The organism is Rhodanobacter terrae (genome assembly GCF_042657005.1).
Lineage (GTDB): Bacteria > Pseudomonadota > Gammaproteobacteria > Xanthomonadales > Rhodanobacteraceae > Rhodanobacter > Rhodanobacter terrae.
The window spans coordinates 1-23,125 of the sequence record NZ_JBHSNG010000037.1 but is presented as its reverse complement, the minus strand read 5'-3'; the positions used below and the strand labels follow the sequence as shown (position 1 = coordinate 23,125).

Below are 23,125 nucleotides of genomic sequence, written 5' to 3'. Positions count from 1 at the left end.
GCGTTCGTCCTGGCTCAGGTGCGTGTAGCTCAATGTGCAGTTCCACTTGGCGGTGAAGCTGCGCAGGCTACCGCACCTGCGCTACTTCCCGGGGCTGGAGTGATGCACTTCTAAATTGAATCCGCCTAGCAAGAATGTGAGCGTGCCTGGGAATTGGCGTCGGGGAATGGCGCGGTGGCGATCTCGCTGATCGTCACGGCACACTCGGATGATCCACTCGTTGCGTGCCTAGCAGGTCACCCGACGCGCTGAACCCTCGATGCAGGTTTCCCCGTTCTGATCGCCAACGAGGCAGTACTTAATGGATGTCCGGCCGACCCCTCTTCGACGGCCTCGATGAGCATGTGGCCGGCTTCATCCGTCGGTTGAACGATGACCTGGGCCAATCCATTGAACAGCGATCGCCCGGGCTCCTTGTCGCTTTCCAGGCAGTTGGGATTGCCGTTGCCGACGCCGATCAGCTGGCCCGCCCCGAGATGCGGAACGCGATCTTGTTATCCGCCGCGGGTACCGGCCGGCCATGTTCATCGAGCGCCTCGACGGTGACGATGACGACGTCCTGTCCGTCGGCAGCGATCTACGATACGAATCGGAGACGGGCTTTTCGGTGCTTATTGACTCGGGCGGCGAAATGTTGACCGCTTTGACCGATCGGAACTGTCGGAAGGCTTTACAAAATTGCGATATTTGCTGGTTTGAAACAGATGCAGGCGTAGTTGAATCAGTAGCTTGTAAGCTTGGCTCGGATTGTGCTTGTTCTCTGTTAGAAGCCCCAGTAGTTCGAACTGCCTCGGACTGATTGGCGACGGACAGAGACAAGCCTCAATGGAGGTCGAACACCGTGACGAGAATCCTGATTCTGGCGAGTATCGCTCTGGCCGCACTTACCGTGCTGCCCCCGCCGGCCGCTGCGACCCCGATCACGGTCAGCATCGACCCAAACATCGTTTTCACCGGCTATACGCCGAACGGCAGTGCGCCCTGGCTCTCCGCTCAGTTCACGTCCTCCGTGGGTTCGGACACGGGAACGCTGGTACTGTCTTCGAGTACGGGCGCGTCGGATTTTGTTCAGGGGTTGAGCAGCAAAAAATCCACCGCCGGTTGGGCCTTTTATCTCAATCAGGCGCTCTCTGGACTCACCTGCACCGCAGGGAATTGCGCGGACAACAACGCGCTGTACATCGCGAGCGGTGTCAATACGGGCCCGGTGCCGGGTACGTTCAACCTTGCCTTCGGCTGGTCATCTGGAAGCCGGTTCGTGGGCGGCGATTCAGCGACCTATGTTCTGACGTTCTCAAACCTGCTGACTGGGAGTCCATTTGTCGAGAACGGCAGCAACTGGTCCTCGGTGGCGCACGTCCAGGGCATTACCGGTGGCTGCAGCGGCTGGATCGTGTCGGGTGACGGAAGCGGTGCCCAGGATAGCGGGCCCTGCACCCGCGCGCCGCTCGTGCCCGTGCCGGAGCCTGGCGAGCTGGGCATCTTCGGTCTCGGTCTGTTGTTAGGCGGACTGCTGTTGAGCTTGCGCCGTCGCTACCACTGAGAGCTTTCGGTGTTCTTGCCGACGATCCCCCGGTTGACGCAGGTCGATGAGATGCGAAACGGAGAGGGTGCACTTCCGAGACGCGCCGCTAGCCACGACCGTATAGATCGAACCACACGAACCAGCCCCGCTCGACGCGGGGCTTTTTGGGTTCATCGCGTCTTACCGGGAAAGGCGGCCTGGACCGATAAGGTGTGACGGCGGCAATCAAATCGGGATACTTACCTCGGTCCCCTATGGCGCTCAGGCCGGTCTCCCTCTGCCATAGACATAGAAATCGGCGAGTGAACCCGTATCGTTGTCCCCGGTGTAGGGATAGCGATTGGGTATATGCAGGAGCTGTCGCCAGTCCGGCTCATTCGCGCGCACCCATCGACTGAACCGGCGGTGCCGCACGTGCGCGGTCTGGGGCTGCGCCTCTTCTTTGTCGGACGAGTAGATCACGACGTAATCCCGCGCTGCGCCGAACAGGGTCTGCATGTACGTTTCGTACACCTCGTCCTCGGTCAGGTGGTAGATCACGTCCAGCGACAGCACGAGCTGGGCCGTCTGCCCCGTGTAGTCCCTCACCAGCATGAACGACTTGCTGGCATCGCCGGCGAAGCGGCGGGCGCAGCCTTCGATCGCATCCGGGCTTACGTCGAAGCCGAGATAGGACGGATAGCTGGCGAGCGTCAATTGATGGCCATCGCCGCAGCCGAACTCGATCACGTCGCGAATATCGTGACTGGCGACGAAGTCGTTCAGCACTTCCGCCTTGAATTCGGCCAGTCGGTTATACGAACCCGCGCCGGAGTGGCCGCCTTCGCGATATCGCGCGATCCAATAGTCTTCCGAGCCGTGGAAGGGCTTGGGAGGATTGAGCCATTGCCGGTATACGCTGCGGGCGAGGGGGCCGATGACGGGAATTCGCTTGATGAGGTTTTTCATGACAGCGCTCTAGTAACGTGAATATCCGTTATGTCGCCTGGCTGGTTACCCCCGAACCCACGCTTTGGCACCGATGTCGTTTCCTCTTTCGACGGCGGATTCAACCGGTCGATTCAACCGAGTTTTTCGACAGCATAGGCCCATGGCGGACCTTTCGGAATGGATTAGGGAACGTCTGAACAAGCTTATGCTCGTCGCCGAGATTGTGGGAACGACTTCAGTCGCGGTGGCCGCGGCGGCGGCCTGCAGCATCCCGGCGTTGCAGCGGCTCGATGCACAATCGGGCGGCGCAGCGCACTGCTACGCAATCGCGACTGAAGTCGCTCCCACAAGGGGCGCCCTTCTCCAGACCGCAGTGGACTTATTCAGGCCATCCCTAATCGCCTTTCGGCCCCTCTTCGATGTTCTTGGCAAACGCAGGGGCAATCCAGGAACGCTTAACCTGACCGCTGTTTCAGGACAGCAGGCGCGTGTACCTCCAAGCCAGCAAGGAACTGCCCAAAGGTGTCGGCGAGCACTTTGAATTGGCCATCTTCGCGGTCCCAGAACACCACTTGATCTGACTGACTCAAAAAGTAGTTGCCGCATTCGTCTACTGCGAGCACGTCGCCATGCGCGAGGCCTAACGCCTTCGGTGTTGCTCCGACAAATGGGCGTATCACCTCGAAGAATTTCCCTGATTTTGATCGAAAGACCTTACCTGTCGCATCTGCTGGAAGCATTCCCGCCCCCCTACGCGAAAATCGTCTGCTTCGGGTCGACAAGCGACCTTCGGTCGGAAGGCCGTCTGGCGGCGCCCAGCATTACGGGCGGCTGATTTCCTACATAACACGCACTTGGGCGATCAGCCGACGCGCTGAGGTCTCGATGCAGGCCTTCGTGTTGTGATCGCCAGCGAGGCAGCGCGTAACGGGTGTCCGGCTGATCCGTCTTCGACGGCCTCGATGAGAACGTGGCCGGCTTCATCCGTCGATTGAACGATGACCTGGGCCAAGCCATTGAACAGCGACCGCCTGGGCTCCTTGTCGCTCTCCATGCAGTTGGGATTGCCGTTGCCGACGCCGATCAGCTGGCCCGCCCCCGAGATGCGGAATGCGATCTTGTTATCCGCCGTGGGTACCGGCCGGCCGTTTTCGTCGAGCGCGTCGACGGTGACGATGACTACGTCTCGTCCGTCGGCGGCGATCTCGTGGCGATCGGCGGTCAGACGGATTTTTCGCGCCGGGCCGGTGGTTTCGCGCCGTTCGACCAGGACGGTCCGGCCGTTGCGGCGACCGCGGGCCTCGATGACGCCGGGGGCATAGGCGACCTTCCACTGCACATGCCCCAGATGCGGCACGGGCTTGATGCCGAGACTCTTGCCGTTGACAAGCAGTTCGACCTCATCGAGGTTGCTGTAGGCCCAGACGGCGATTTCCTGGCCTTCCTTGCCTTGCCAGTTCCAATGCGGAAACACGTGGAGGCTGGGTTCCTTTTTCCACCAGGCTTTGTAGTAGTAGTAATAATCCTTGGGAAAGCCGCACATATCGGCGATACCGAATTGCGAGCTGATCGAAGGCCAGCCATAAGGTGTCGGCTCGCCGCGGTAGTCGAAGCCGGTCCAGGCGAACCCACCCGCCAGCCAGTCGCGGGTGTCGTAGAAGGTCCACCATTGCTCCGGCGTCTGTCCCCAATCCACGACCCCGTCGTAGCTGTTGATCGTGTTCTTCGCCTTGTCGGAGCTGTATTCGCCGCGAGTGGAAATGGCGCTGGATGTTTCCGAGCCGAATACGGCACGGTTCGGATGCTTCTTGTGGAACGCGTCGGGAAAGTCCGTGTGGTAATTGAAGCCGATGATATCGAGCGCATCCGATACGCCTTGCTCGTTGTCGCCGTTGACCGCCGCGGAAACGACGCGGGTGGGGTCGAGTTCGTGACAGCGCTCGACCATGGTCGCTGCGATGTGGGCACCTTGTTCCGCCATGTCGCCTTTTTGCAGTTTCCACTCCTCGTTGCCGATCGACCAGATGACGATCGAGGGTGAATTGCGATACCGCTTCACCATCGTTTCGAGCTGTTGCAGGCCATCGGGGTTGGAGCTCATCTGGCGGGTTTCGCACATCATCAGCATGCCCATGCGGTCGCATGCCGCAACCCATTCGGGCGTCGGCATGTTGTGCGAGGTTCGTACGGCGTTGCAGCCCATGCCCTGCAGCACCGACACCCGGAACGCCTGCAGCCGGTCGGGCAGGGCGGCGCCCACACCGGCATGGTCCTGGTGGTTGCACGTGCCTTGAATCTTGAGCGGCTTGCCATTGAGAAAGAAGCCGCGGTCGGGATCGAACGTCGCCGTGCGGATGCCGAAGGGAATCCGTTCGGCGTCGCGCACGCTGCCGTCGACGACGACTTTGACGAGGGCCGTATAGAGATGAGGCAGGTCGGGCGACCAGAGTGCAGGATGGCCAACGGCCGCCGTGGCCCGATAGTCCACCGAGGCATTCGGAGCAATGGCTTGTGCCGGCGATGTCGCTTGAGCCACCACGTGGCCGTCGGCATCGACGATGGTCCATTCGAGCGAGGCATTCACTGGACGCTCGTTTTCGTTCTCGACGATCGCGGCAAGGTCCAGCGCGGCCGCATCGCCCTTGACGGTAGTGCGCACCACGGTTTCCCAGTTGCCCAGGTGGACCGGATCCATCTTGGTCAACCAGACATGGCGATAGATGCCGGCGCCTTCGTAGAACCATCCATCGCCGAAACTGGCGTCGACGCGCAAGGCGATGTGATTCTTGCCGCCGAAATGCAGGAAGTCGGTGAGGTCGAAGCGGAACGGGGTATAGCCGTCGTCGTGGCGACCGATGAAGCAGCCATTGACGAACAGCACGACGCCGCGCATCGCGCCGTCGAACTCGATCCAGATGCGGCGTCCGCGATCGCTCTCGGGAATATCGAAGGTGCGCCGGTACCAGCCGACGCTGGTGGCCGGATAGCGCCGCCCGAGCGGTTTATAGCCATGCGAGAGCATGCGGTTGTCTTCGTCGCCCTTATCGTCGTGAACGAACGGGAGCTCGACAGCCCAGTCATGCGGCAGGTTCAGCGGACGCCAGCCGGCGTCATCGAAGTCGGCCGTGGCGATCTTGAACGTGCCCGTCTTCGCAAAATCACTCTGGCCGAAACCGTAACCGAAATCCTTGGTGGGATCGTTGCCATTGCCCAGCGAGAACCGCCAACCGAAATCGAACAGCCACTGCTCGCGCGGCGCCATGGCCGTCCCGCTGTGCGCCAGTGGCCAGGTCTGTTTTCCGGCCATCCCCTCGGTCGTACCGCCCCACACGGCACGCGGCAGAAGGCAGGAACCAAACAATCCCATACTCGAGATGACGAAGGTGCGGCGTGTGATATCAATCATGAGAGTCGTAATCTCCAGGAGGATTTGCCGACGTCATGGCGAGCATGGCTGCTATTGACGAGGCGGCTGGGCCAGATCGAGCGTCACATACTGATGGTGCTGATGGGGAACGATATTCCGCGGGACGGGGTCGCGCTTTCGAGGGTGAACCATAACAAAGAAAGCGCCGTGCGTATCTGTCGGCACCCACTGCCGAGACGCCCGTTCGCGCCATGTAGGAGCGACCTCGGTCGCGATCGGCCGCGGCAGCGGCCGGCAACATCGCGTCGTTGCAGCTGCTCGATACACAGCCAAGCAAGCACCGCGCACCGCTGCACCGTCGTGACTGAAGTCGCTCCCACAAGATATCCGCCCATCGCCGGGACGCCCATTCACCTCTGTAGGAGCGACCTCGGTCGCGATCGGCCGCGGCAGCGGCCGGCAACATCGCAGCGCTGCAGCTGCTCGATGCACAACCAGGCGGCGCATTGCATCGTCACGAATCGCGACCGAGGTAGCTCTTACAAAATAGGCCACGGCTGGCGAGCGCTGAAATGCCCCCGGGTTTATCGGAGGCTCCAGTTCCCGAGTTGACGGAGCGATGGGCAAACCACCAACTTTCTCCGCCCGTTTTCAGTCCCGCAGGCTCACCGTCTGGCTTCTCCAGATCGCATCCTGGTAGCGGTAGAACGGGCTCAGCGAGGATGGCTTGTCGGCCTGGCGGGTCGTTTCGAGGGTCACCATGTCGACGATCTCGAAGCGGTGGATGAAGCGCCCGTTGACCCGGGCTTCGCGCGCCGCGAGCATCAATCGGTCGCCGGGCACCCATCCGGCGAATTCGAGATAGCCCAGCTGCGGATCGTCGTCCGCCGGCGGCAACACGTCGATCACCCATTGCTTGCCGACCACATGGAACAGCCACAACTCGCGCCAGCTGGTCATGGGTTGGACGGCCATCGCCAGCGCGGTGCCGTGCGCGTTGGCGCGCGCCGAACTGGTCCAGACCGTACCGTAAGTGCAGCGTTGCGCCAGCGGCGTCTTTTCGTCGTGCTTGCTATCCAGCAGCTCGATGCAGGTCTCGCCGGGACGACCCGCCGCGGTGACGATATGCAGACCAGTGCCCGCCTTGAGCAGCGGCTCGGCCGCCCATCGCGATGCGCCTACGCGTATCACCGCGTCGTCGTAGTCGTCGCGGTCGTTCTCGACGAGCGTGTGGGTATCGACGGCCGCCAGTTCGTCGATGGCGCGTGACGCGGCCTGCTGCGCCGGTTCATGGCTTCGCGTGTGTTCGAAGGCGATCGCCGACCACACCGACGCCGCGCGCATGTGCAGGCGGTTCTGCACGTAGCGGGGCAGGCCCTCGCGCGGCACGCGGGCCAACAGATCGGCGCGCCAGGTATCGAACGCGGTGAGCTGGATCGGCCGCAGGCTGGGGTCGACGCAGGCCGGATCGGTCAATGCCAGCGCCGCGGTCGCCTTCTGCATGGCGGTTGCGTCCAGCGCCATGACGCGGCGGAATGCATCGCCGTCGTAGCACAGCCTCATGCGGCCGTTGCGATCGATGCTGCGAATCGCGACGCCGTAGTCGGCCACCACTTCCAGTTGCCCCGACAGACTCTGCTCCTGCGACTTGCTGCGATTCGTCGAGGCGCGTTCGGCCAGACGCCCAGCCATCACGCCCAGCGCATCGAACGGCTCGGCGTCGATGGCCTTGCCCGGCGCAGCCTTCAGGTACGCGGCCGTATACGCGACTCCCAGTGCCTCGCTGCCCGGCATGTCGCGCAGGAATCGCACGACTGCCAGCAGCTCGGGCGCATCCTCGGGACGCATCGAGACGATGCGCACCTCGCTGGCGCGAACGAAGCCGGCACGCTCGATGCGGTGATCGTAGACCTGCAGATAGTCCAGCGTGCGCCCGCGTACCTCCAGGTTTTCGCCTTGCCACAGCACCGCCTGCGGGGTCGCCGAGTGGCGCGCCTGTGCCCGCAGCGCGACGCCGTCCTGGGTGACGATCGCCAGCGGGTTCGCAGGCTGCGGCGCAGGCTCGGCGTGCGCGAGGCCCATGCCCAGCAGCAGGGGAATCCACATCAGTGCTTTCATGGCGCGCTGCCGGTGGCATTGGCCGCCGCTCCATGCCTAGCACCGTCGATCAGGGCCTGGCCGATGAACCCGCCTGTCGCAGGCGGCGGCGCGATGATCACCGAAATCTTGTCGGACAGTTTGTCGGCCAGGGTCTTCTGGATCAGCAGCGGGTGCTTGTCGATCAGGATGCCGTCGCGCTCGAGTTGTTCGCTGTTGACCTTGCCGATCTCCTCCAGCCGATAGGTTTCGGCATCGGCGAGCTTGCGGCGCGAGTCAGCCTCGCCGGAGGCCTCGATGCGCCGCGCTTCGGCCGCACCCTTGGCGTTGCGGATGACAGCAGCACTCTCGGCTTCTGCTTCGAGCTCGCGCTGCTCGATCTGCTTGCGCTTGAACGGCAGCACATGCTTCATCGCCTCTTCCTGTCCCTTGGCCGCGATGATCTGTTCGTCGGCTGCCGCCTCGGCGGCGGTATCGCGTCGGGCCTTCTCGGCCTCGGCCTGCAGTCTCGATTCCTGCACTTCCTTCTCCTTCAGCAGCAGCGTGTACTGCATCTGCTGGGTCTCGAGCTCGGTGGCCAGCACCTTGTTCATGCCCTCGCGATAATCCGGCGGCAGATCGACGTTGCCCATCATCACGTTGCGCAGGTCGATGCCGTCGGCCGCCAGCATCGGCTTGAGCTCGCCCTCGATCACCGTCTGGATCTCCTGGCGCTTGGTCGAGAAGATCTCGCGCACGGTGTAGCGCGTGAACACCTTGTAGATCACGCCCTGGACCAGCGGTTCGACCAGGTCGCGGCCGACATCGTCGGGCAGGGCTTTCGCGGCCCTGGGCAGGCTGTTTGCATCGAGCGCGTAGCGGATCGTCAGTTCGACGCCGATCGACAGGCCTTCCGACGACTGGAATGGCGCGGGGCCGTCGGCCTTGGCGCTGCGGGTGGGACGGTAGATCTGGTCCTGCAGCGGAAACTTGCGCAAGCTGTGGATGCCGGGAATCACCAGGCACACACCTTCACCCACCTCGGTGGCCGAGCCGGTCAACCCGTTCAACCGGATACCGACCTGCTGCGGCCCGACGGTTTCGATGGGTGGATGCCGGTACAGCTCGTAACCGCCCAGCATGATGATCGCCAACACCAGCGCCTTGCGATTGAACACGCGCGTCGCCGCTTTCCCGAGCTTGTTCGAATTGTCCATCACGATGCCGCCCCTGCCGCATTGTTTCGGTTGATGGGCTCCGTCCCGTTCACGCGTGGCCTTCCATGAGCCCGAGGCGATAGACGCCTGCGGGCCGGTGGTTCGCGCTCATTAGAAGGGAGGGCGGGGCGCCGCGAGGGCCGAAGATGCGACGAGGCGCCGATCTGATGTGGCAACTATCGGGCAGGACGAAAAGGTGCGACGAAAAGGTTTCGCCGTTCCTGCCGAGCTCTGATCTGGATCAGTGGCTCGGTACGGATGACGGCGTATGTTGAGCGAGCTCTCCACCGTCAGGAATCCTTCCCCATGCACTCGCAACCCGTCCTCGAACCTCATACCCACATTTTCGACGCGCGCGGTGTGGCGCGTCGCTTCCGCCATTCGGCGATTTTCGGTGCGATAGGCGTTCTGCGTTCGGGCGAGACGATGCGCTTCGTGAATGACCACGATCCGATTCCCCTGATCGCCCAACTGCGCGACCGACTGGGTGAGAACTTGACAGTGACCTACCGGGAACACGATTCCGACGCCGTCGTGATCGACTTTGGGATCGTCGGGTTGCCGACGGAATAGGAGAGTCGCCGGATGAACCACTCGACGTTCTATGACCGGGCGCCGTGCTGAAGGGGAGGCGCATCCCATGCCGCTGACGCAAGGCAAAACGGGACCATCCCGAGCCCGTTCGCGGTAGGGCCCACATAGCGAAGGCGGCTGTGGCCGCTTTCGTGTCGGAACGGATGGATCAGGTCGGGCGGCGATGGGAGCCAGCAGAAGCGACGTGTCGCCGGGATTGTGGGAGCGACTTCAGTCGCGATGGCTCTGGCTATAGCTTGAAAAGCATCGCCCGCCTGCGGGCTCCTACAGTCGCTCCCACAAAATAAGCCGCGGCCGGCGTGCACCGTTCTCCGTGCCGCCGTGGACTTCGTTCCTTGGGGATGGGCTGACAAGTCCGGATTTTCCAGAGTCCGCCTCGGGCGCCTGCAATTTGGTGAGAGATGGCCAACCCGCTACCATCCCCATCGAACCCGCTGCCTGGTTGGCCGCCCATCGCGTGCGCGAGTCGAGCGGGTGAACCTTCTCCACGACGAAACGCCGCATCGCCCACACGAAGCCCATGACCATGCCTATTGCATTCACGCGCCTGCATCGTGTCCTGCTGGGATTGGCCGCCGCGCTGGCCGTTGCCCCGGCCCTGGCGGCCGGTCCGCCACCCACGATAAGTACCCATGCCGGCCGCCTGTCGGGTTTCCATGATGCCGAGGCCGGCCTCGACGAGTTCAAGGGCATCCCGTATGCCGCGCCGCCGGTCGGCCCGCTGCGCTGGAAGCCGCCGCAGCCCGTGGTCGCCTGGACCGGCGTGCGCATGGCCGACCATTTCGGCCCGCGCTGCATGCAGCGCCCGGTGTTCAGCGACATGGTGTTCCGCTCCGACGGCATGAGCGAGGACTGCCTTTATCTCAACGTGTGGACGCCCGCACACCGGCCACGCGGGAAGCTGCCGGTGCTGGTGTACTTCTACGGCGGCGGCTTCATCGGTGGCGACGGCTCGGAGCCGCGCTACGACGGCGCCAGCCTGGCCCGACGCGGTATCGTCGCGGTCACCGTGAACTACCGGCTGGACGTGTTCGGCTTCCTGGCCCTGCCGGCGTTGGCCGCCGAGTCGCCGGTGCGCGCCACCGGCAACTACGGCCTGCTCGACCAGGGTGCGGCGCTGCGCTGGGTCCAGCACAACATCGCGGCCTTCGGCGGCGATCCGCATCAGGTGACCATCGGCGGCGAGTCGGCCGGCTCCATGTCGGTATCGGCGCAGATGGCTTCGCCCCTGTCGAGGTGGTTGATGCAGCGCGCCATCGGCGAGAGCGGCTCCGTGCTCGGCAACCTCAAGCCCATGCCGCTGGCCTTGGCCGAGAACCAGGGCGAGGCCTTCCGGCAGCACGTCGGCGCGCATTCGCTGGCCCGGCTGCGCGCGATCGGCGCCAGCGCACTGCTCCAGGCCGTCTGCGAAAAAGGCGTGCCAGACTTCGGTCCCACCATCGACGGCTACTTCCTGCCCCGTTCGCCCGAAGCCATCTACCAGGCCGGCGAGCAGGCGCATATCCCGCTGCTGGTCGGCTCCAACTCGCAGGAGGGCTATTACGCCGACCTGCTCGGCAAGCAGCCGCCCACGCCGGCCAACTACCGCGCCGCGATGGAACAGCGCCTTGGCGCGCATGCGGCCGAAGCGCTCAAGTTCTATCCCGGGCGCACCGAGGCCGAGCTACAGGCCTCCGGCACCGCCTTCGCCGGCGACCAGTTCATCGCCTTCGCCACCGGGCGCTGGGTGCAACTGCAGCGCCAGACCGGCCATGCGCCGGTGTACTACTACTACTTCACCCAGGCGCGTCCGGCCAAGCGCGACGGCAGCGCCGGCGCGGACCCCGGCGCCGTGCACAGTGGCGAGATCGAATACGCGCTGGGCAACCTCTCCGGCAACCATGTCTACGCGTGGACCGCCGCCGACCGCCGCGCCTCGACCGTGATGGAGGGTTACTGGGCCAACTTCATCAAGACCGGCAACCCCAACGGCCCGGGCCTGCCGCACTGGCCCGCCGCCGCGCCCAAGGACGGCGGCCTGTTGCGCCAGGCGATCGGCGCGGACACCCATACCCGTGTCGACCATGATGTTGCGCGCTACGAGTTCCTGCAGCGCATCGAGCCCGACGCGCATCTTTGATGGACCCATCGGGTAGTAGAGCCCCTCGATGCTCGAGAACGTGGGGCTGATCCATTCCGGTCCGACGTTTCCGGCAGCGAATCGAGCCAGCTGTCGATCCATCCGATCTGGTGCTTTCCTATCCGCCGCCGCGAAAGGCCGATAAGAGACGGGGCGAGCTGGCTCCGCTCGCCTTCCGACTTTGCGGCCAGTGTCATCGCGGCTCCGCGCATGCTCTGGATATCGCAGCTACGCCGACAGGCCGACTACCGGCACGAAGCCGCCGAAGATACTGCGCTTGCCGTCGAAGGGCATGTCGCTGGCGGCCGCCATGCGCGGATCTTTCATGAATTTCTCCATGCCGGCGTTGCCACGCCACTTCAGGAACGCGGTGCATGCATCAATGCCGTGTGCGCTTGCCGCCCGCGGTGGCGGGGTTCATCTCGACGCTCAAGGTGAAGGTGCGTTGTTCGTTCGGCTGCATGGCGCCGACGCCGACCAGCTTGCGCGCGATCTCCTCGCCGCGCTCGTCGCGGATGGTCAGCACCATCGAGTATTCCCACGCACCGCTGTCGACGGGGTTGCGAAAGCTGCCTTCCACGCGCAGCGGTGTGGATGTTGGCGAGGCGATCGCGCTGGTGGGTTCGCTGAAGCGCAGTTTGTGGCGGCAGGCGGGACACACTTCCGCACTTTCCAGGATGGTCTCCCGGCAGTGCGGGCAGATGCGCGTCGCCCCGGCCGTGCCGGGGTGTGCGAGGGTCACGAAGCTGTGCCGTCGTGTCCAGGGGTCTTGTGCGCGTTGTTGCCGCCCTTGGCATCGTCCCAGCCGAACTCGGCCTGGCCGCGCATGCGCGAACCCGCCGCCACGCTGAGCGATCCCGCCTTCAAGTCGCCGGTCAGCGCGCCGCTTTGCTGCAACTCCACGTGCGCCGCTGATTCGATGTTGCCGATCAGTTCGCCCGCGATGGTGACCTTCTCGGCGCGCACGCTGCCGGTCACCTTGGCGCCGGGCTCGATGGTGAGGTCGCCGAGCACGTTGACGTCGCCCTTGAAGCTGCCGGCGATGCGCACATGGCCCGCGCCTTCGATCTTGCCTTCGATGGTGATGTCGGGCGCGATCAGCGATTCGGTCTTGGGTTTGTTCGGTGCGGGTGTGGGAATAGGCGTGGGACGAGATGCTGGCTGCACCGGCGTTTCTGCTTCGAGTCTGGGTTTGGGCTCCGGGACGCCGGGGCGCGTCAGGTCCGTGGCTTCGGGCGCTTCGTTGGCGGAGGTCTTGACGGTTTCTTTCCACAGGGCCATGGCGGCACTCCAGTCGGGTGGGACGTTCGACCATACCCCTCAAAGAGCATGAAAAACGGGGTGAGGTTCACTTTACCCCGGCAAAAAAGGTGTCCGGTTCAGTTCCAGTCAGCTATTGCAGCGGGTTTGAGCGCTTTGACAACGCGCAGGACCATCACTCGAATGACGGGTAAATCCGTTCGCGATTGGATTGATCGAGATTACGCGCTGTTCAAGCCGGCATACCTCGATCCGATCCTCCGGCGCATCGGGCGCGATGGCGATGCCGCGATAGCCACCGGACAGCCCGCCGGTTCATCGTCGATCGGTTATCGTGAGCGCCTGTGCAACCGGAGACGATGGGGCAGCGGTCATGACAGCGACAGCTGAAGCCAGTTGGCCTGCGCTGCCTTACGGCGCATGGAAGGACACCTACGCGACACTGCACATGTGGCTGCAGGTGGTCGGCAAGGTCGCGCTTGCGCAGGCGCCGCCACTCAATCATTGCTGGTCGGTGGCGCTGCGCGTCACGCCGAGAGGAGTGGCGACGCGCTCGCTGCCGCACGGCACTCGTTCCTTCACCATCGAGCTCGACTTCATCGACCACCAACTGGCCGTCCGCGCCTCGGACGGAGAGACCCGAACGCTGGCGCTGGCGCCGCGCAGCGTCGCCGATTTCTACCGCGAGTTGATGGCGACGCTGGACGCAATGCACTTGCCGGTGAAGATCCGGCCCTGGGCCGTCGAGGTTGCCCAGCCCGTCCGGCTCGACCGGGACACGCAGCACCACGCCTACGACCCCGAGTACGCCAACCGTCTGTGGCGCATCCTGGTGCAGATCGATCGCGTGTTCACCGCCTCGCAATGCGCGTTCGTCGGCAAGAGCAGTCCCGTCAACTTCTTCTGGGGGAGTTTCGACCTGGCGGTGACGCGCTTCTCCGGTCGTCGCGCGCCGCCGCGCGAGGGGCCGGAGTTCGAGCGCGACGCGTACTCGCACGAAGTCATCAGCCACGGTTTCTGGCCCGGCAGCGGAACGCTGCTGGAGCCAGCGTTCTACGCGTATGCCGCACCGGAACCGCCGGGACTGAAGGACGCGCGGGTGCAACCCCAGGCCGCCTACTACCACCGTCAGCTCGGCGAGTTCATCCTGCCTTACGATGCGGTCCGGCAAGCCGACGCGCCGGATGAAATGATCCACGCCTTCATCGACAGCACCTACGAGCGCGCCGCCGACCTCGCCAAGTGGGATCGCGGCGCGCTCGATCGCCGTGGCAGGGCGTAGCGGACTGCTGCCGGTCGATCATCATTCCCGCCATCCAGCCGAAAAGCTCGACGCCGTGAACTCCAGCGGACGCCGATACTGCCCCAAGAAACGTCTTGTGTAGGAGCGACCTCAGTCGCGATGGCCGCGGCAGCGGCCCGCGGCATCTCGGTGTTGCCGCTGCTCGATGCGCAACCGGGCGGCGCGGCGCACTGCTGCGCAGTCGCGACTGAAGTCGCTCCCACCGCGCATTCACCGACGCGCTTGCGCGTGAGCGATGCCGTGCATAACCCGATCAGCCGTCGCGTTTGTCCCGAAAGGCGGATTCTCCGGCTTCCGATACTCTGTCCCAGGCCGGGTCGATCGTGGCGCCGGGTACGTAGAGCTCGTGCCAGTCCCACCACTTGTACGGCCGGGTCTGCGGATAGCCTTGCGGCGAGTCCTCCCACGACTCCTGGCGTCCTAGCGCCGTCATGTCGAGGTAGCTCCAGACGGTACCCATCGCCTCGTCGCCGCGGCTGTTGATGAAGTAGGTGCGGAACACGCGGTCGCCGTCGCGGATGAACGCGTTGTGGCCGTGCCATTCGTCCACGCCGAAGTCGGTGTCGAAGCTGTCGGTGATCGTGTACCAGGGAATTTTTTCCCATCCCATATGCGCTTTCAGGCGCGCGATGTCGGCCTGCGGAGCACGCGAGGCATACACCAGCGTGGTGTCGCGCGCGTTCAAGTGGGCGAGGTGGGAAACCTGGTCCGCTCCCAGGGAACAGCCGATGCAGGCATGCTCGGGCCAGCCATGCACGCCCGGCTCGAAGAAGGCGCGGTAGACGATCAGCTGACGGCGGCCCGCGAACAGGTCGAGCAGGCAGGCGTGGCAGCGTCGCCTTGAACTCGATCCCTGGCAGATGCTCCGGCCCGCTGTCGTGCCATGAGTGGCCAAGCTCTCGAAAGGCACAAACTTGCTTGCACTTATGGGCGATGTCGGTTCTTTGCCACGGTGAAATCTCCCGGTTTCTTGTCCGGTACGATCGACCATTCCGGTGCGAGTTCGAGCGTCCAGCCGCTGCCGGAGAGTGTGGCCGCGTTCGCGGGGGCGGCCACGGTCACGCTCGTCCAATTGTCGTCGATCAAGGCGGCGCCATCCACTTTGAGCTTTCCCCAATCGGTGACGACCTGCAGCTTCGGATAGACCGTGCCATAAGGCGGCAGTGGGAAAAGAATGCTCGGATTGAACTCCGCTTTCATGTGATGGGAGGGCAGGTGCAACACTGCACCGCTGACAAGTTGTGCGATCCAGATCCCGGCCTGTTTGTCGTGCGCCAGCGCTATGGTTTTTTCGTCCGCTTCCACGCCCGCGAGATTGTAGCGACGCCCCGCCTTGCATGCCGCCGCCGCAATGTCGGTGGGAAGCGAAACATCGGCCAAGTGCGCGAGCATGTCGCCAAGGTCGGACTGCGCCGAAAGATGCTTGCGCCAATCCTTGCTGTAGTCGTCCAGCAGGAATCCATAGGCCGGGCCGGACGCGAAGGCGAAGAGTCGCGCGTAGGCGTCGCCTTTCTCCGCGTCGCCGAGCGCGGTGGCTACTGTCGCGTCGTTCTGCCCGCTCAGTCGACGGCCGGTATATTCCGCGAGGCCTTCGTTCAACAGGAGCTGGTTTTCCTGATCGGTCGCGTCTTTGGCCCGCGCGCGGCGCCAGGCGCGGAAGATCAGCGCATCGCGGATGGCGGTCTTGCGGGCCGCCGTGTCGGTCGCGGTCAGAGCGGCGGCCAATGCACGCCATTCCAGTCGCATGGTCGTGCGTCCGAACGCAGACCCGAGCTGCGCCTCCACGGGAGAGTTCGTGGGAAAGCCGAGGCTCTCCTGAATGACATGCCACGCTTCATGCGCCAGTTCGGTTTTACGTGTGGCGGCATCGTCAGGCAGCGGCCACAGGATCATCGACCAGCGCAGACCCTTCCATTCCACCGTCGTGCTGGAAATCAGAACTTCGCTGCCGAGCTTGCCCGTGAACACGTCACCGGTTTTCGTGAGCGCGTCATCGGGTGTGTTTTGGTTGGCAACGACTTCGCGCGTACCGGGATCGATGAACATGAGTGGTCCACAGACACTCTTGCCCCACAATGCGCCGCCGTCGCGGTCGCACATCGCCTGCCGATCGGCAAAGGCCGCGTGCGCGGCTCTGGGATCGATCGCTGTGGCTTGCGCTGACGCGAGCGTCAAGAACGCGGTCCCCGCCAGCGCGAGACCAGCAATGGTCTTCAACATCGGAATTCTCCTCGATCGTGCGTGTGGAATACGGAACGGCATCCATGGCGCTACACGAGTACATCCGAGCGAGTCAGCGAAGACGTCGTCGCCGTCGTTGCCCGACTTCACATCGCATCGGAATGCGCGTGAAGGCTGGCACTGTATTCGTCGTGAGTCCGGACCAATGGCAGGGCAAACATCAGGACCAGATAGATCAGCACCGGTATGCCGCCGGAAAATACGGACGCAATGACGAAAATCGACCGTACCCACTCGACTCGAATGCTGGAGTAGGCCGCCAGTCCCTGACAAACACCGAAGAGCCACTTACCCTCCTCGATTCGGCAAAGCCGACGAGAGCGGCCGGGTTGCGCAGCGGCTGCATCGCTGTTGCCGGCGTCGACGGCGCCAACCTGTTCAAAGACCGAGGCGACTTCTTTGCGGCTGAGAACGCGATTCTCCGGCGAGAGTTTCTCGCCAATGGATTGTTCAAGATCGCGAAGAATCTCTTCGCAATCCGGATCGCGTCTGAGGCGCGACCGAGCGTGCTCGAAATATGTCCGCAAGCCCTGATAAGCATCCTCGTCCAACAGGAATGTTGTCGAGTGCCCGCTAAGTCTGACTTGAACGACTATTTGCATGATGGCTTGCCCAACTCGTCGATGAGGCTTGTCAGAGATTTCCAGTACTCTCGAAACTCCGCCAGCTGTTTGCGGCCAGCTGCCGCAAGCTTGTAGTACTTGCGGGGAGGGCCCGTCTCGGATTCCTGCCACTCATAGTCCAACAGCTGCTCCCGTCGCATCTTGCTCAAGAGCGGATACAAGGTGCCTTCCTGGGTGGCGAAATCGGTCTTGCTGAGGCGTTGCATCATTTCCGCAACGTACACCCTGCCAGAAGACACGATCCCCAGGATCAGGAATTCCAGCAGACCCTTGCGCAACGTGTTGTACTTGTCGGGGTCCATACGTCACCAGCTACCTTTATATAAAAAGGTAGCTGGTGACATGCTTCCTGTCAAACCCGACTCTTCTCCTTTGACCGGCGGCTCCTGGCTGAAGTCGGCCTGCCGGCTCCGCAGGTCATTGCATCGAGCCGGGCTTGGCGGGAAAAAGTGACGTGGTGTCTTCGCTCCATTGGACTTGAGCACTCCGGTGCCGCGTGGGACGATCGCGCCGATGAACAGCCGACCACCCGCAGCACAGCACCTGCGCGACCTCGCACGGCTGCGCCGTGTTCGCGACCGGATCGATAGGGAATACGCGCAGCCGCTGAACGTCGAGGCGCTGGCCAGCGGCGTGCACATGTCGGCCGGACACCTCAGCCGCCAGTTCAAGCTCGCCTTCGGCGAGTCGCCATACAGTTATCTGATGACCCGGCGCATCGAGCGCGCGATGGCGATGCTGCGTCGTGGTGATCTCAGCGTCACCGAGGTCTGCTTCGCGGTCGGCTGCGCGTCGCTGGGCACTTTCAGCACGCGCTTCACCGAGCTGGCCGGGGTGCCGCCCAGTGTCTACCGGCGCGAGGCGGCGGGCGCGACGGCGGGGATGCCGTCCTGCGTGGCGCGGCAGGTGACGCGACCAGTCAGGACGCAACCGGTCAGGAATGGAGAAGCGCCGACCCCCGAGCCGGATCTAGCATGACGGCTCCTTCCACACCGAGCACGATTGTCATGGACATCAACATTCACGCGAGTTTTCTTCCGCAAACCGATCCGGACGCCTCGCTGGCCTTCTATCGCGACACCCTCGGCTTCGAAGTGCGCAAGGACGTCGGCTACAACGGGCTGCGCTGGATCACGGTCGGGCCGCCCGATCAGCCGGGCACGTCCATCGTTCTGTATCCGCCGGCCGCCAGCTCCGGCGTGAACGATGACGAGAAGCGCACCATCGCCGAGATGATGGCCAAGGGCACTTACGCCATCATGCTGCTGGCCACAAGGGACCTCGATGCCGCCTTCGAGCGGATACAGGCCAGCGGCGCCGAGATCGTCGAGGAGCCGACGGACCAGCCGTACGGGGTTCGCGACTGCGCCGTCCGCGACCCCGCGGGCAACCTGCTCCGCGTGCAGGAGCAGCGCTGAGGCGTTTGGCGACTGCAGTTGAAGCGGACGTGCGACAACCTTCCCGAATCGTCATCCCGGCGAAGGTCGGGATCGCTCCGCACCGTTGTAGAGCGATTCCTGCCTTCGCAGGAATGACGAGCAAAAGAAGCTGCTATTTCGAGATTCCCAATGCTATCGAGGCGGTTGGCGAAGATGCCTATCGACGGGCGAGCAACTTCAACCATGAAGCAAGAGACAGCCACCATGAAGAACGGGAAGAGCGGCTCGAAGGAAGCAAGCGCAGGCGAGGATCCCTCCGGGCTTATCGATGCGAGGATCGAGGAGCTGGGCGATTGGCGGGGCGAGACGCTGGCCCGGATCCGCGCGTTGATCAAGCAGACCGTGCCCGACGTGGTCGAGGAGTGTAAGTGGCGCGGGGTTCCGGTGTGGTACCACGGCGGGATGATCTGTACCGGCGAGACCTACAAGAACGCCGTGAAGATGACCTTCGCCAAGGGCGCCTCGCTGGCAGACCCTTCAGGCCTTTTCAACTCCAGCCTCGAAGGCAGCACCCGGCGCGCCATCGATTTCCAAGAGGCCGACAAGATCGATGAGAAGGCGTTGAAGGCGCTCATTCGCGCTGCCGCAGCATTGAATACGTCCAAGGCAAGCTGAGCCGCTGTTCCGCTTGCCGATCTTTGCCAGCAGTCAGAAACGATCCCAATACGGCGGATCGTCGAAGCGGCTTTTAAGGTGCGAGATAAAGAGCTTTGCCTTCGCCGTGTGCGAGCGGCCCGGCATGCGGACGGCGTGAATCGCTGACCCGGCTGCTTTTGGCGGTGTGGGTACTTCGGGAAACAAGGACACCAGTTTTCCCGCCCGGACGAAGTCGCCCACCAGCCAGCTGGCGAGGTGGACGATACCGATGCCGGCGACAGCGGCCTCCAGCAGCGCCTCGGTGTCGTCGGTGCGCAGCGAGCCGCGGACCGGAAGAGCGGCATCTCGATGGACTCCTGCAAAACACCACCATCCCGGTGGCGGGGTCGATGCGAACGTGAGGCAGTTGTGGTTCACCAGTTGCTCCGGTGTCGCGGGACGACCATGGCGGGCCAGGTAGTCGGGACTGGCGCAGGCCAGCCTCCTCGACGGCGCCAGGCGTGTGGCAACCAGGTCGCTGTCCGGCAATATGCCGATGCGAATCGCGACATCGACGCGCTGTGCCATCAAGTCCACGCGTTCGTCGCTGAGGTGCATGTCGATTTCGATCAACGGGTAGCGCTGCAAAAATTCAGCGATGGCGGGAACGACATGTCGCCGCCCGAAGGCAGCCGGCGCGGTGACCGTCAACAGGCCGCGAGGGTCGGCGTGGAGATCCGCCAAACCGTGTTTGGCGTCATCCATTTCAGAGACGATGTTGCGGGCACGAGGAAGGAACTGCTCACCGGCGTCGGTCAGCGCAAGCGACCTCGAACTTCTGGCAAGCAGCTTCACGCCCAGCTCGGCCTCTAGCGCGTCGATCTTGCGCGCGACGGAAGACACCGCCACATCGCGGCGCTTCGCCACGGTGGTGAAGCTGCGGTCCGTCGCAACCTCAAGGAAGGTCCTGATCGCGTCGAGCATCGTCGATGTTCCTTTGCGTAAATCGCAAATGATGTTTGCGATTTTATTGATTGTAGTGAAATTAGCAATCGCTCACCATCGCTCCGCCATCAGCCCATCCCATTCAAGGAAAACCCATGCAATCGAACATGCTCAGCAAAGCCATCCGCATCGCGACAGTCGCCACTGTCCTCGGCCTCACCGCATTGAACGCCTCTGCCGGCGCGCCTATGGCCAGGACCTCGGCGCCGGGCTATTACCGATTCATGCTCGGCAACTTCGAAGTCACCGCACTCAGCGACGGCACGGTGGATCTGCCGGTCGAGCAGTTGCTGCTGGAGCCCGCCGCGAAAACCGTTGCCGCGCTGGACAAGGCATTCTTGAAAACGCCGCTGCAGATCTCGGACAACGCCTATCTCATCAATACCGGAAAAAGGCTGGTGCTGGTGGACGTGGGTGCCGGCAGCCTGTTCGGTCCGACGCTCGGAAAGTTGATGAGCAACCTGAAGGCATCGGGCTACAAACCCGAACAGATCGATGACATTTTCCTGACCCACATGCACCCGGATCACGTGGGCGGCCTGTCGGCGAATCGCGTGATCCAGTTTCCGAACGCAGTCGTTCACACCGAGCGGCACGAGGCCGACTATTGGCTGAGCCAAAAGAACCTGGACAGCGCGCCAGCTGCGTCCAAGGGCTTCTTTCAAGGAGCCATGGCTTCGGTCGATCCCTATGTGCAGGCCGGGAAATTCGTTCCGTTCGACGGCAGCGTCGAGCTGGTTCCCGGCGTCAGGTCGTACCCCAGCTTCGGACACACGGTGGGGCACACCTCCTACATGATCGAAAGCGAGGGTCAGAAGCTGCTCCTGATGGGCGACCTGATCCACGTTCCTGCGGTCCAGCTCGACCACCCGGACGTGACCATCGCCTTCGACACCGACCCCAAGGCGGCGGCAGCCTCCCGCATCAAGGTATTCAATCAGGTGGCCAGGGAACGCACACTCGTGGCGGGGGCGCACCTCCCGTTCCCGGGCATCGGCCACCTGCGCGCCGTCGGCAAGACTTACCGATGGGTCCCGGTCGACTTCACCCGGATGCCGGTCGAGCAGCCGAAGCCGCACTGAGCGCAGGCGATGCGTCGGGGATTGATCATGGATTCGATTCAGTCCCGTCGCGTTCAGCTACCAGCGATAATCGAGGCGGCGGTGTGGAGCAGCCAGTTGGGCGGCATTCCGGCTGGCGGCGCGCCATCGCGGCCGACCTGCCGCCAGCGCGCGGTCGCCGCCCTTGTCAGTGAAGCAGCAAACGGATCAGGGACATTTTCCGTGCCGGATAAGGGAATCTCGAAAAACTCATGATTTGGCCCGTCATCCCGGCGAAAGCCCGGATGACGGGCAATTGGCCAGTTTTCCGAGACGCAGCCAAATTCCCCACCCCGTCTGCTGCCTACTCGAGGGCACGGGCTCTCACCAGGCCCGGCTGCGTCTCCGGCATGGTCAGGAAGACGGGCACGACGGCCAGGGCGACCGCGGCGATCATGGCGCCGGGCAGGGCAGTCCATCCGGTCAGCCGGATGAAAAGTTCGGCGAGGAAAGGTGTCATGCCGCCGAAGATGGCGGTGGCTACGGTCACGCCCAGCGCCAGGCCGCTGAGCCGGCCTTCGCCGGGAAACTGCTCGGCGGTGGCCGGGGCGCCAACCGCACTCACGCCGCCGGCGAGGCAGGCCAGCACGACTGCGCCGACAGCGATGTGCAGCTCGCCGCCGCCTGCCATCAGGCCGAACATCGACAACGGCAGCAGCATGCCGGCGACACCCAGCCAGATCAGCATCGGCTTGCGTCCGACCCGATCGGACAGCGCGCCCGCCAGCGGCGTGACCAGGATCACCGCCACCGCGGCAAGGGTCGACAGCCAGAGCGAACGGCCTTCGGCGAGGACACCGGACGAACTCAGGAAAGCCGGCACATAGGTGATGCCGACGTAATAGGTGATCGAGCCAAGCGCCGAGATGGCGAAAGTACGCAGCAGTGCGCGGCGATGATGGGCGAGCGTGTGGCGGAGCGGGGACTCGGGCACGGTGCGCTGCTTCACCTGGCGCAGGAAATCCGGCGATTCTTCCATGGTGGAGCGCGCGATCCACACGCAACCGGCCAGCGCCGCGCCCACAAAGAACGGAATGCGCCAGCCCCAGGCATCGAGACGGGCGGTGCTCAGCGTACCGACCACGAGTGCGGAGATCGCGATGGCCATCAGCGCGCCGACTTCGCTGGCGGCGGATGCCAGCGAGGTGATCAAGCCGCGACGGTCCTCGCGCGCGCCTTCCAGCAGGTAGGCGACCACGCCCGTATATTCGCCGCCGACCGAGAACGCCATAAAGCAGCGCAGCAACAGCAGCAGGGCGCCGGCCGCGGGCCCGATCGCGGCATAGTCGGGCAGCAACGCCGTCGCGAACATCGCCAGCGTCATCAGCATCATCGACAGCACCAGCGTGCGCTGTCGCCCGATGCGATCGCCGACATGCCCGAACACCATCGCGCCCAGCGGCCGCATGCCATAGGAAATGGCGAACCCGGCCAGCGTGGCCAGCAGCGAGTTGTTGCCACCGCCGAAAAACACCCGCGACAGCACCGTGGCGAAGTACAGGTAGAGCGTGAAGTCGTACCATTCCACCACCGTCGACAGCGCCGCGACTAGCATGGAGCCACGCGGGACTTCGGGGGTGCCGTGCGTTTCGGTCGAAGTCATGCAGGCGGATTGCCCTAAGCAAATGAGTAAAAAGAGACTTCCTCCCCTTTCGGCCTCGAGGGCCATGATGGTGATGCTGGTCAACCGTCACTCGAAGAGGAAGTCTCCATGAGCACTATAACCATTGGCGTGGATTTGGCGAAGAGC

At 63.8% G+C, this 23,125-nt stretch carries 23 protein-coding genes and 2 pseudogenes; 10 read left to right on the top strand and 15 right to left on the bottom strand.

What is annotated here, in order from left to right; genetic code table 11:
• Positions 1-236: 236 nt before the first annotated feature.
• A pseudogene (locus ACFPPB_RS19065) lies at positions 237-577 on the bottom strand (hypothetical protein).
• A gap of 264 nt (positions 578-841) precedes the next feature.
• Between ACFPPB_RS19065 and ACFPPB_RS19060 the strand changes: the two are divergent.
• Positions 842-1,543: a PEP-CTERM sorting domain-containing protein gene (locus tag ACFPPB_RS19060; protein ID WP_377330037.1), complete on the top strand. Its 702-nt coding sequence runs from the start codon at positions 842-844 to the stop codon at positions 1,541-1,543.
• A gap of 243 nt (positions 1,544-1,786) precedes the next feature.
• Here ACFPPB_RS19060 and ACFPPB_RS19055 read toward each other — a convergent pair whose 3' ends face one another.
• From ACFPPB_RS19055 to ACFPPB_RS19035, 5 genes are all read right to left on the bottom strand, one after another.
• Positions 1,787-2,473: a methyltransferase domain-containing protein gene (locus tag ACFPPB_RS19055; protein WP_377330035.1), complete on the bottom strand. Its 687-nt coding sequence runs from the start codon at positions 2,471-2,473 to the stop codon at positions 1,787-1,789.
• Positions 2,474-2,910: 437 nt separating this feature from the next.
• The gene (locus tag ACFPPB_RS19050) at positions 2,911-3,195 is read right to left on the bottom strand and encodes an SMI1/KNR4 family protein (RefSeq protein WP_377330033.1); all 285 of its coding nucleotides are present in this window, start codon (positions 3,193-3,195) and stop codon (positions 2,911-2,913) included.
• 122 nt (positions 3,196-3,317) lie between these two features.
• Complete coding sequence (galA, locus tag ACFPPB_RS19045) at positions 3,318-5,861, bottom strand: beta-galactosidase GalA (RefSeq protein ID WP_377330031.1); 2,544 nt, start codon at positions 5,859-5,861, stop codon at positions 3,318-3,320.
• 612 nt (positions 5,862-6,473) lie between these two features.
• Entirely contained in the window at positions 6,474-7,940 is a 1,467-nt protein-coding gene (locus ACFPPB_RS19040; protein WP_377330029.1) for a hypothetical protein, read from the bottom strand.
• Complete coding sequence (locus ACFPPB_RS19035) at positions 7,937-9,115, bottom strand: SPFH domain-containing protein (protein ID WP_377330027.1); 1,179 nt, start codon at positions 9,113-9,115, stop codon at positions 7,937-7,939. Before ACFPPB_RS19035 ends, ACFPPB_RS19040 begins: the two co-directional genes overlap by 4 nt.
• Positions 9,116-9,421: 306 nt before the next feature.
• On the opposite strand from ACFPPB_RS19035, the gene ACFPPB_RS19030 reads away from it, so the two are divergent.
• Positions 9,422-9,688, top strand: a complete 267-nt coding sequence (locus ACFPPB_RS19030) for a DUF2249 domain-containing protein (protein ID WP_377330026.1) — start codon at positions 9,422-9,424, stop codon at positions 9,686-9,688.
• 547 nt (positions 9,689-10,235) lie between these two features.
• Positions 10,236-11,828, top strand: a complete 1,593-nt coding sequence (locus tag ACFPPB_RS19025; protein WP_377330024.1) for a carboxylesterase/lipase family protein — start codon at positions 10,236-10,238, stop codon at positions 11,826-11,828.
• A 228-nt stretch (positions 11,829-12,056) separates the two neighbouring features.
• On the opposite strand, the pseudogene ACFPPB_RS19020 reads toward ACFPPB_RS19025, so the two are convergent.
• The 3 genes and pseudogenes from ACFPPB_RS19020 to ACFPPB_RS19010 all read right to left on the bottom strand — a co-directional run.
• A pseudogene (locus ACFPPB_RS19020) lies at positions 12,057-12,176 on the bottom strand (DUF1428 domain-containing protein); the annotation flags it as partial.
• A gap of 31 nt (positions 12,177-12,207) precedes the next feature.
• A complete protein-coding gene (locus ACFPPB_RS19015; protein WP_377330022.1) occupies positions 12,208-12,570 on the bottom strand; it encodes a hypothetical protein in 363 nt (120 codons plus the stop codon).
• A complete protein-coding gene (locus tag ACFPPB_RS19010; protein ID WP_377330020.1) occupies positions 12,567-13,109 on the bottom strand; it encodes a bactofilin family protein in 543 nt (180 codons plus the stop codon). The genes ACFPPB_RS19015 and ACFPPB_RS19010 overlap by 4 nt, the downstream gene beginning before the upstream one ends.
• Positions 13,110-13,157: 48 nt before the next feature.
• Here ACFPPB_RS19010 and ACFPPB_RS19005 point away from each other — a divergent pair, with 48 nt between their 5' ends.
• Positions 13,158-13,478, top strand: a complete 321-nt coding sequence (locus tag ACFPPB_RS19005) for a hypothetical protein (RefSeq protein WP_377330019.1) — start codon at positions 13,158-13,160, stop codon at positions 13,476-13,478.
• Complete coding sequence (locus ACFPPB_RS19000) at positions 13,462-14,370, top strand: DUF5996 family protein (RefSeq protein WP_377330017.1); 909 nt, start codon at positions 13,462-13,464, stop codon at positions 14,368-14,370. Before ACFPPB_RS19005 ends, ACFPPB_RS19000 begins: the two co-directional genes overlap by 17 nt.
• A gap of 274 nt (positions 14,371-14,644) precedes the next feature.
• Here ACFPPB_RS19000 and ACFPPB_RS18995 read toward each other — a convergent pair whose 3' ends face one another.
• From ACFPPB_RS18995 to ACFPPB_RS18980, 4 genes are all read right to left on the bottom strand, one after another.
• Complete coding sequence (locus tag ACFPPB_RS18995; RefSeq protein WP_377330015.1) at positions 14,645-15,301, bottom strand: DUF899 family protein; 657 nt, start codon at positions 15,299-15,301, stop codon at positions 14,645-14,647.
• A gap of 14 nt (positions 15,302-15,315) precedes the next feature.
• Complete coding sequence (locus tag ACFPPB_RS18990; protein WP_377330013.1) at positions 15,316-16,611, bottom strand: hypothetical protein; 1,296 nt, start codon at positions 16,609-16,611, stop codon at positions 15,316-15,318.
• 107 nt (positions 16,612-16,718) lie between these two features.
• On the bottom strand, positions 16,719-17,234 hold the full coding sequence (locus ACFPPB_RS18985) for a PspC domain-containing protein (RefSeq protein ID WP_377330011.1): 516 nt from the start codon (positions 17,232-17,234) through the stop codon (positions 16,719-16,721).
• Positions 17,225-17,557: a PadR family transcriptional regulator gene (locus ACFPPB_RS18980; RefSeq protein ID WP_184601687.1), complete on the bottom strand. Its 333-nt coding sequence runs from the start codon at positions 17,555-17,557 to the stop codon at positions 17,225-17,227. The genes ACFPPB_RS18985 and ACFPPB_RS18980 overlap by 10 nt, the downstream gene beginning before the upstream one ends.
• Before the next feature lie 211 nt (positions 17,558-17,768).
• Here ACFPPB_RS18980 and ACFPPB_RS18975 point away from each other — a divergent pair, with 211 nt between their 5' ends.
• From ACFPPB_RS18975 to ACFPPB_RS18965, 3 genes are all read left to right on the top strand, one after another.
• Entirely contained in the window at positions 17,769-18,233 is a 465-nt protein-coding gene (locus ACFPPB_RS18975; RefSeq protein ID WP_377330009.1) for a helix-turn-helix transcriptional regulator, read from the top strand.
• Positions 18,230-18,673, top strand: coding sequence for a VOC family protein (locus ACFPPB_RS18970; RefSeq protein ID WP_377330007.1), 444 nt, complete (start codon positions 18,230-18,232; stop codon positions 18,671-18,673). Before ACFPPB_RS18975 ends, ACFPPB_RS18970 begins: the two co-directional genes overlap by 4 nt.
• 225 nt (positions 18,674-18,898) lie before the next feature.
• On the top strand, positions 18,899-19,309 hold the full coding sequence (locus ACFPPB_RS18965; protein ID WP_377330038.1) for a DUF1801 domain-containing protein: 411 nt from the start codon (positions 18,899-18,901) through the stop codon (positions 19,307-19,309).
• A 33-nt stretch (positions 19,310-19,342) separates the two neighbouring features.
• On the opposite strand, the gene ACFPPB_RS18960 is transcribed toward ACFPPB_RS18965, so the two are convergent.
• The gene (locus ACFPPB_RS18960) at positions 19,343-20,254 is read right to left on the bottom strand and encodes a LysR family transcriptional regulator (RefSeq protein ID WP_377330006.1); all 912 of its coding nucleotides are present in this window, start codon (positions 20,252-20,254) and stop codon (positions 19,343-19,345) included.
• A 116-nt stretch (positions 20,255-20,370) separates the two neighbouring features.
• Here ACFPPB_RS18960 and ACFPPB_RS18955 point away from each other — a divergent pair, with 116 nt between their 5' ends.
• Both ACFPPB_RS18955 and ACFPPB_RS18950 read left to right on the top strand, forming a co-directional pair.
• Positions 20,371-21,357, top strand: coding sequence for an MBL fold metallo-hydrolase (locus ACFPPB_RS18955; protein WP_377330004.1), 987 nt, complete (start codon positions 20,371-20,373; stop codon positions 21,355-21,357).
• A 27-nt stretch (positions 21,358-21,384) separates the two neighbouring features.
• Positions 21,385-21,591, top strand: a complete 207-nt coding sequence (locus tag ACFPPB_RS18950) for a hypothetical protein (RefSeq protein WP_377330002.1) — start codon at positions 21,385-21,387, stop codon at positions 21,589-21,591.
• 88 nt (positions 21,592-21,679) lie between these two features.
• Here ACFPPB_RS18950 and ACFPPB_RS18945 read toward each other — a convergent pair whose 3' ends face one another.
• Entirely contained in the window at positions 21,680-22,978 is a 1,299-nt protein-coding gene (locus ACFPPB_RS18945; protein ID WP_377330000.1) for an MFS transporter, read from the bottom strand.
• Positions 22,979-23,125: the final 147 nt, after the last annotated feature.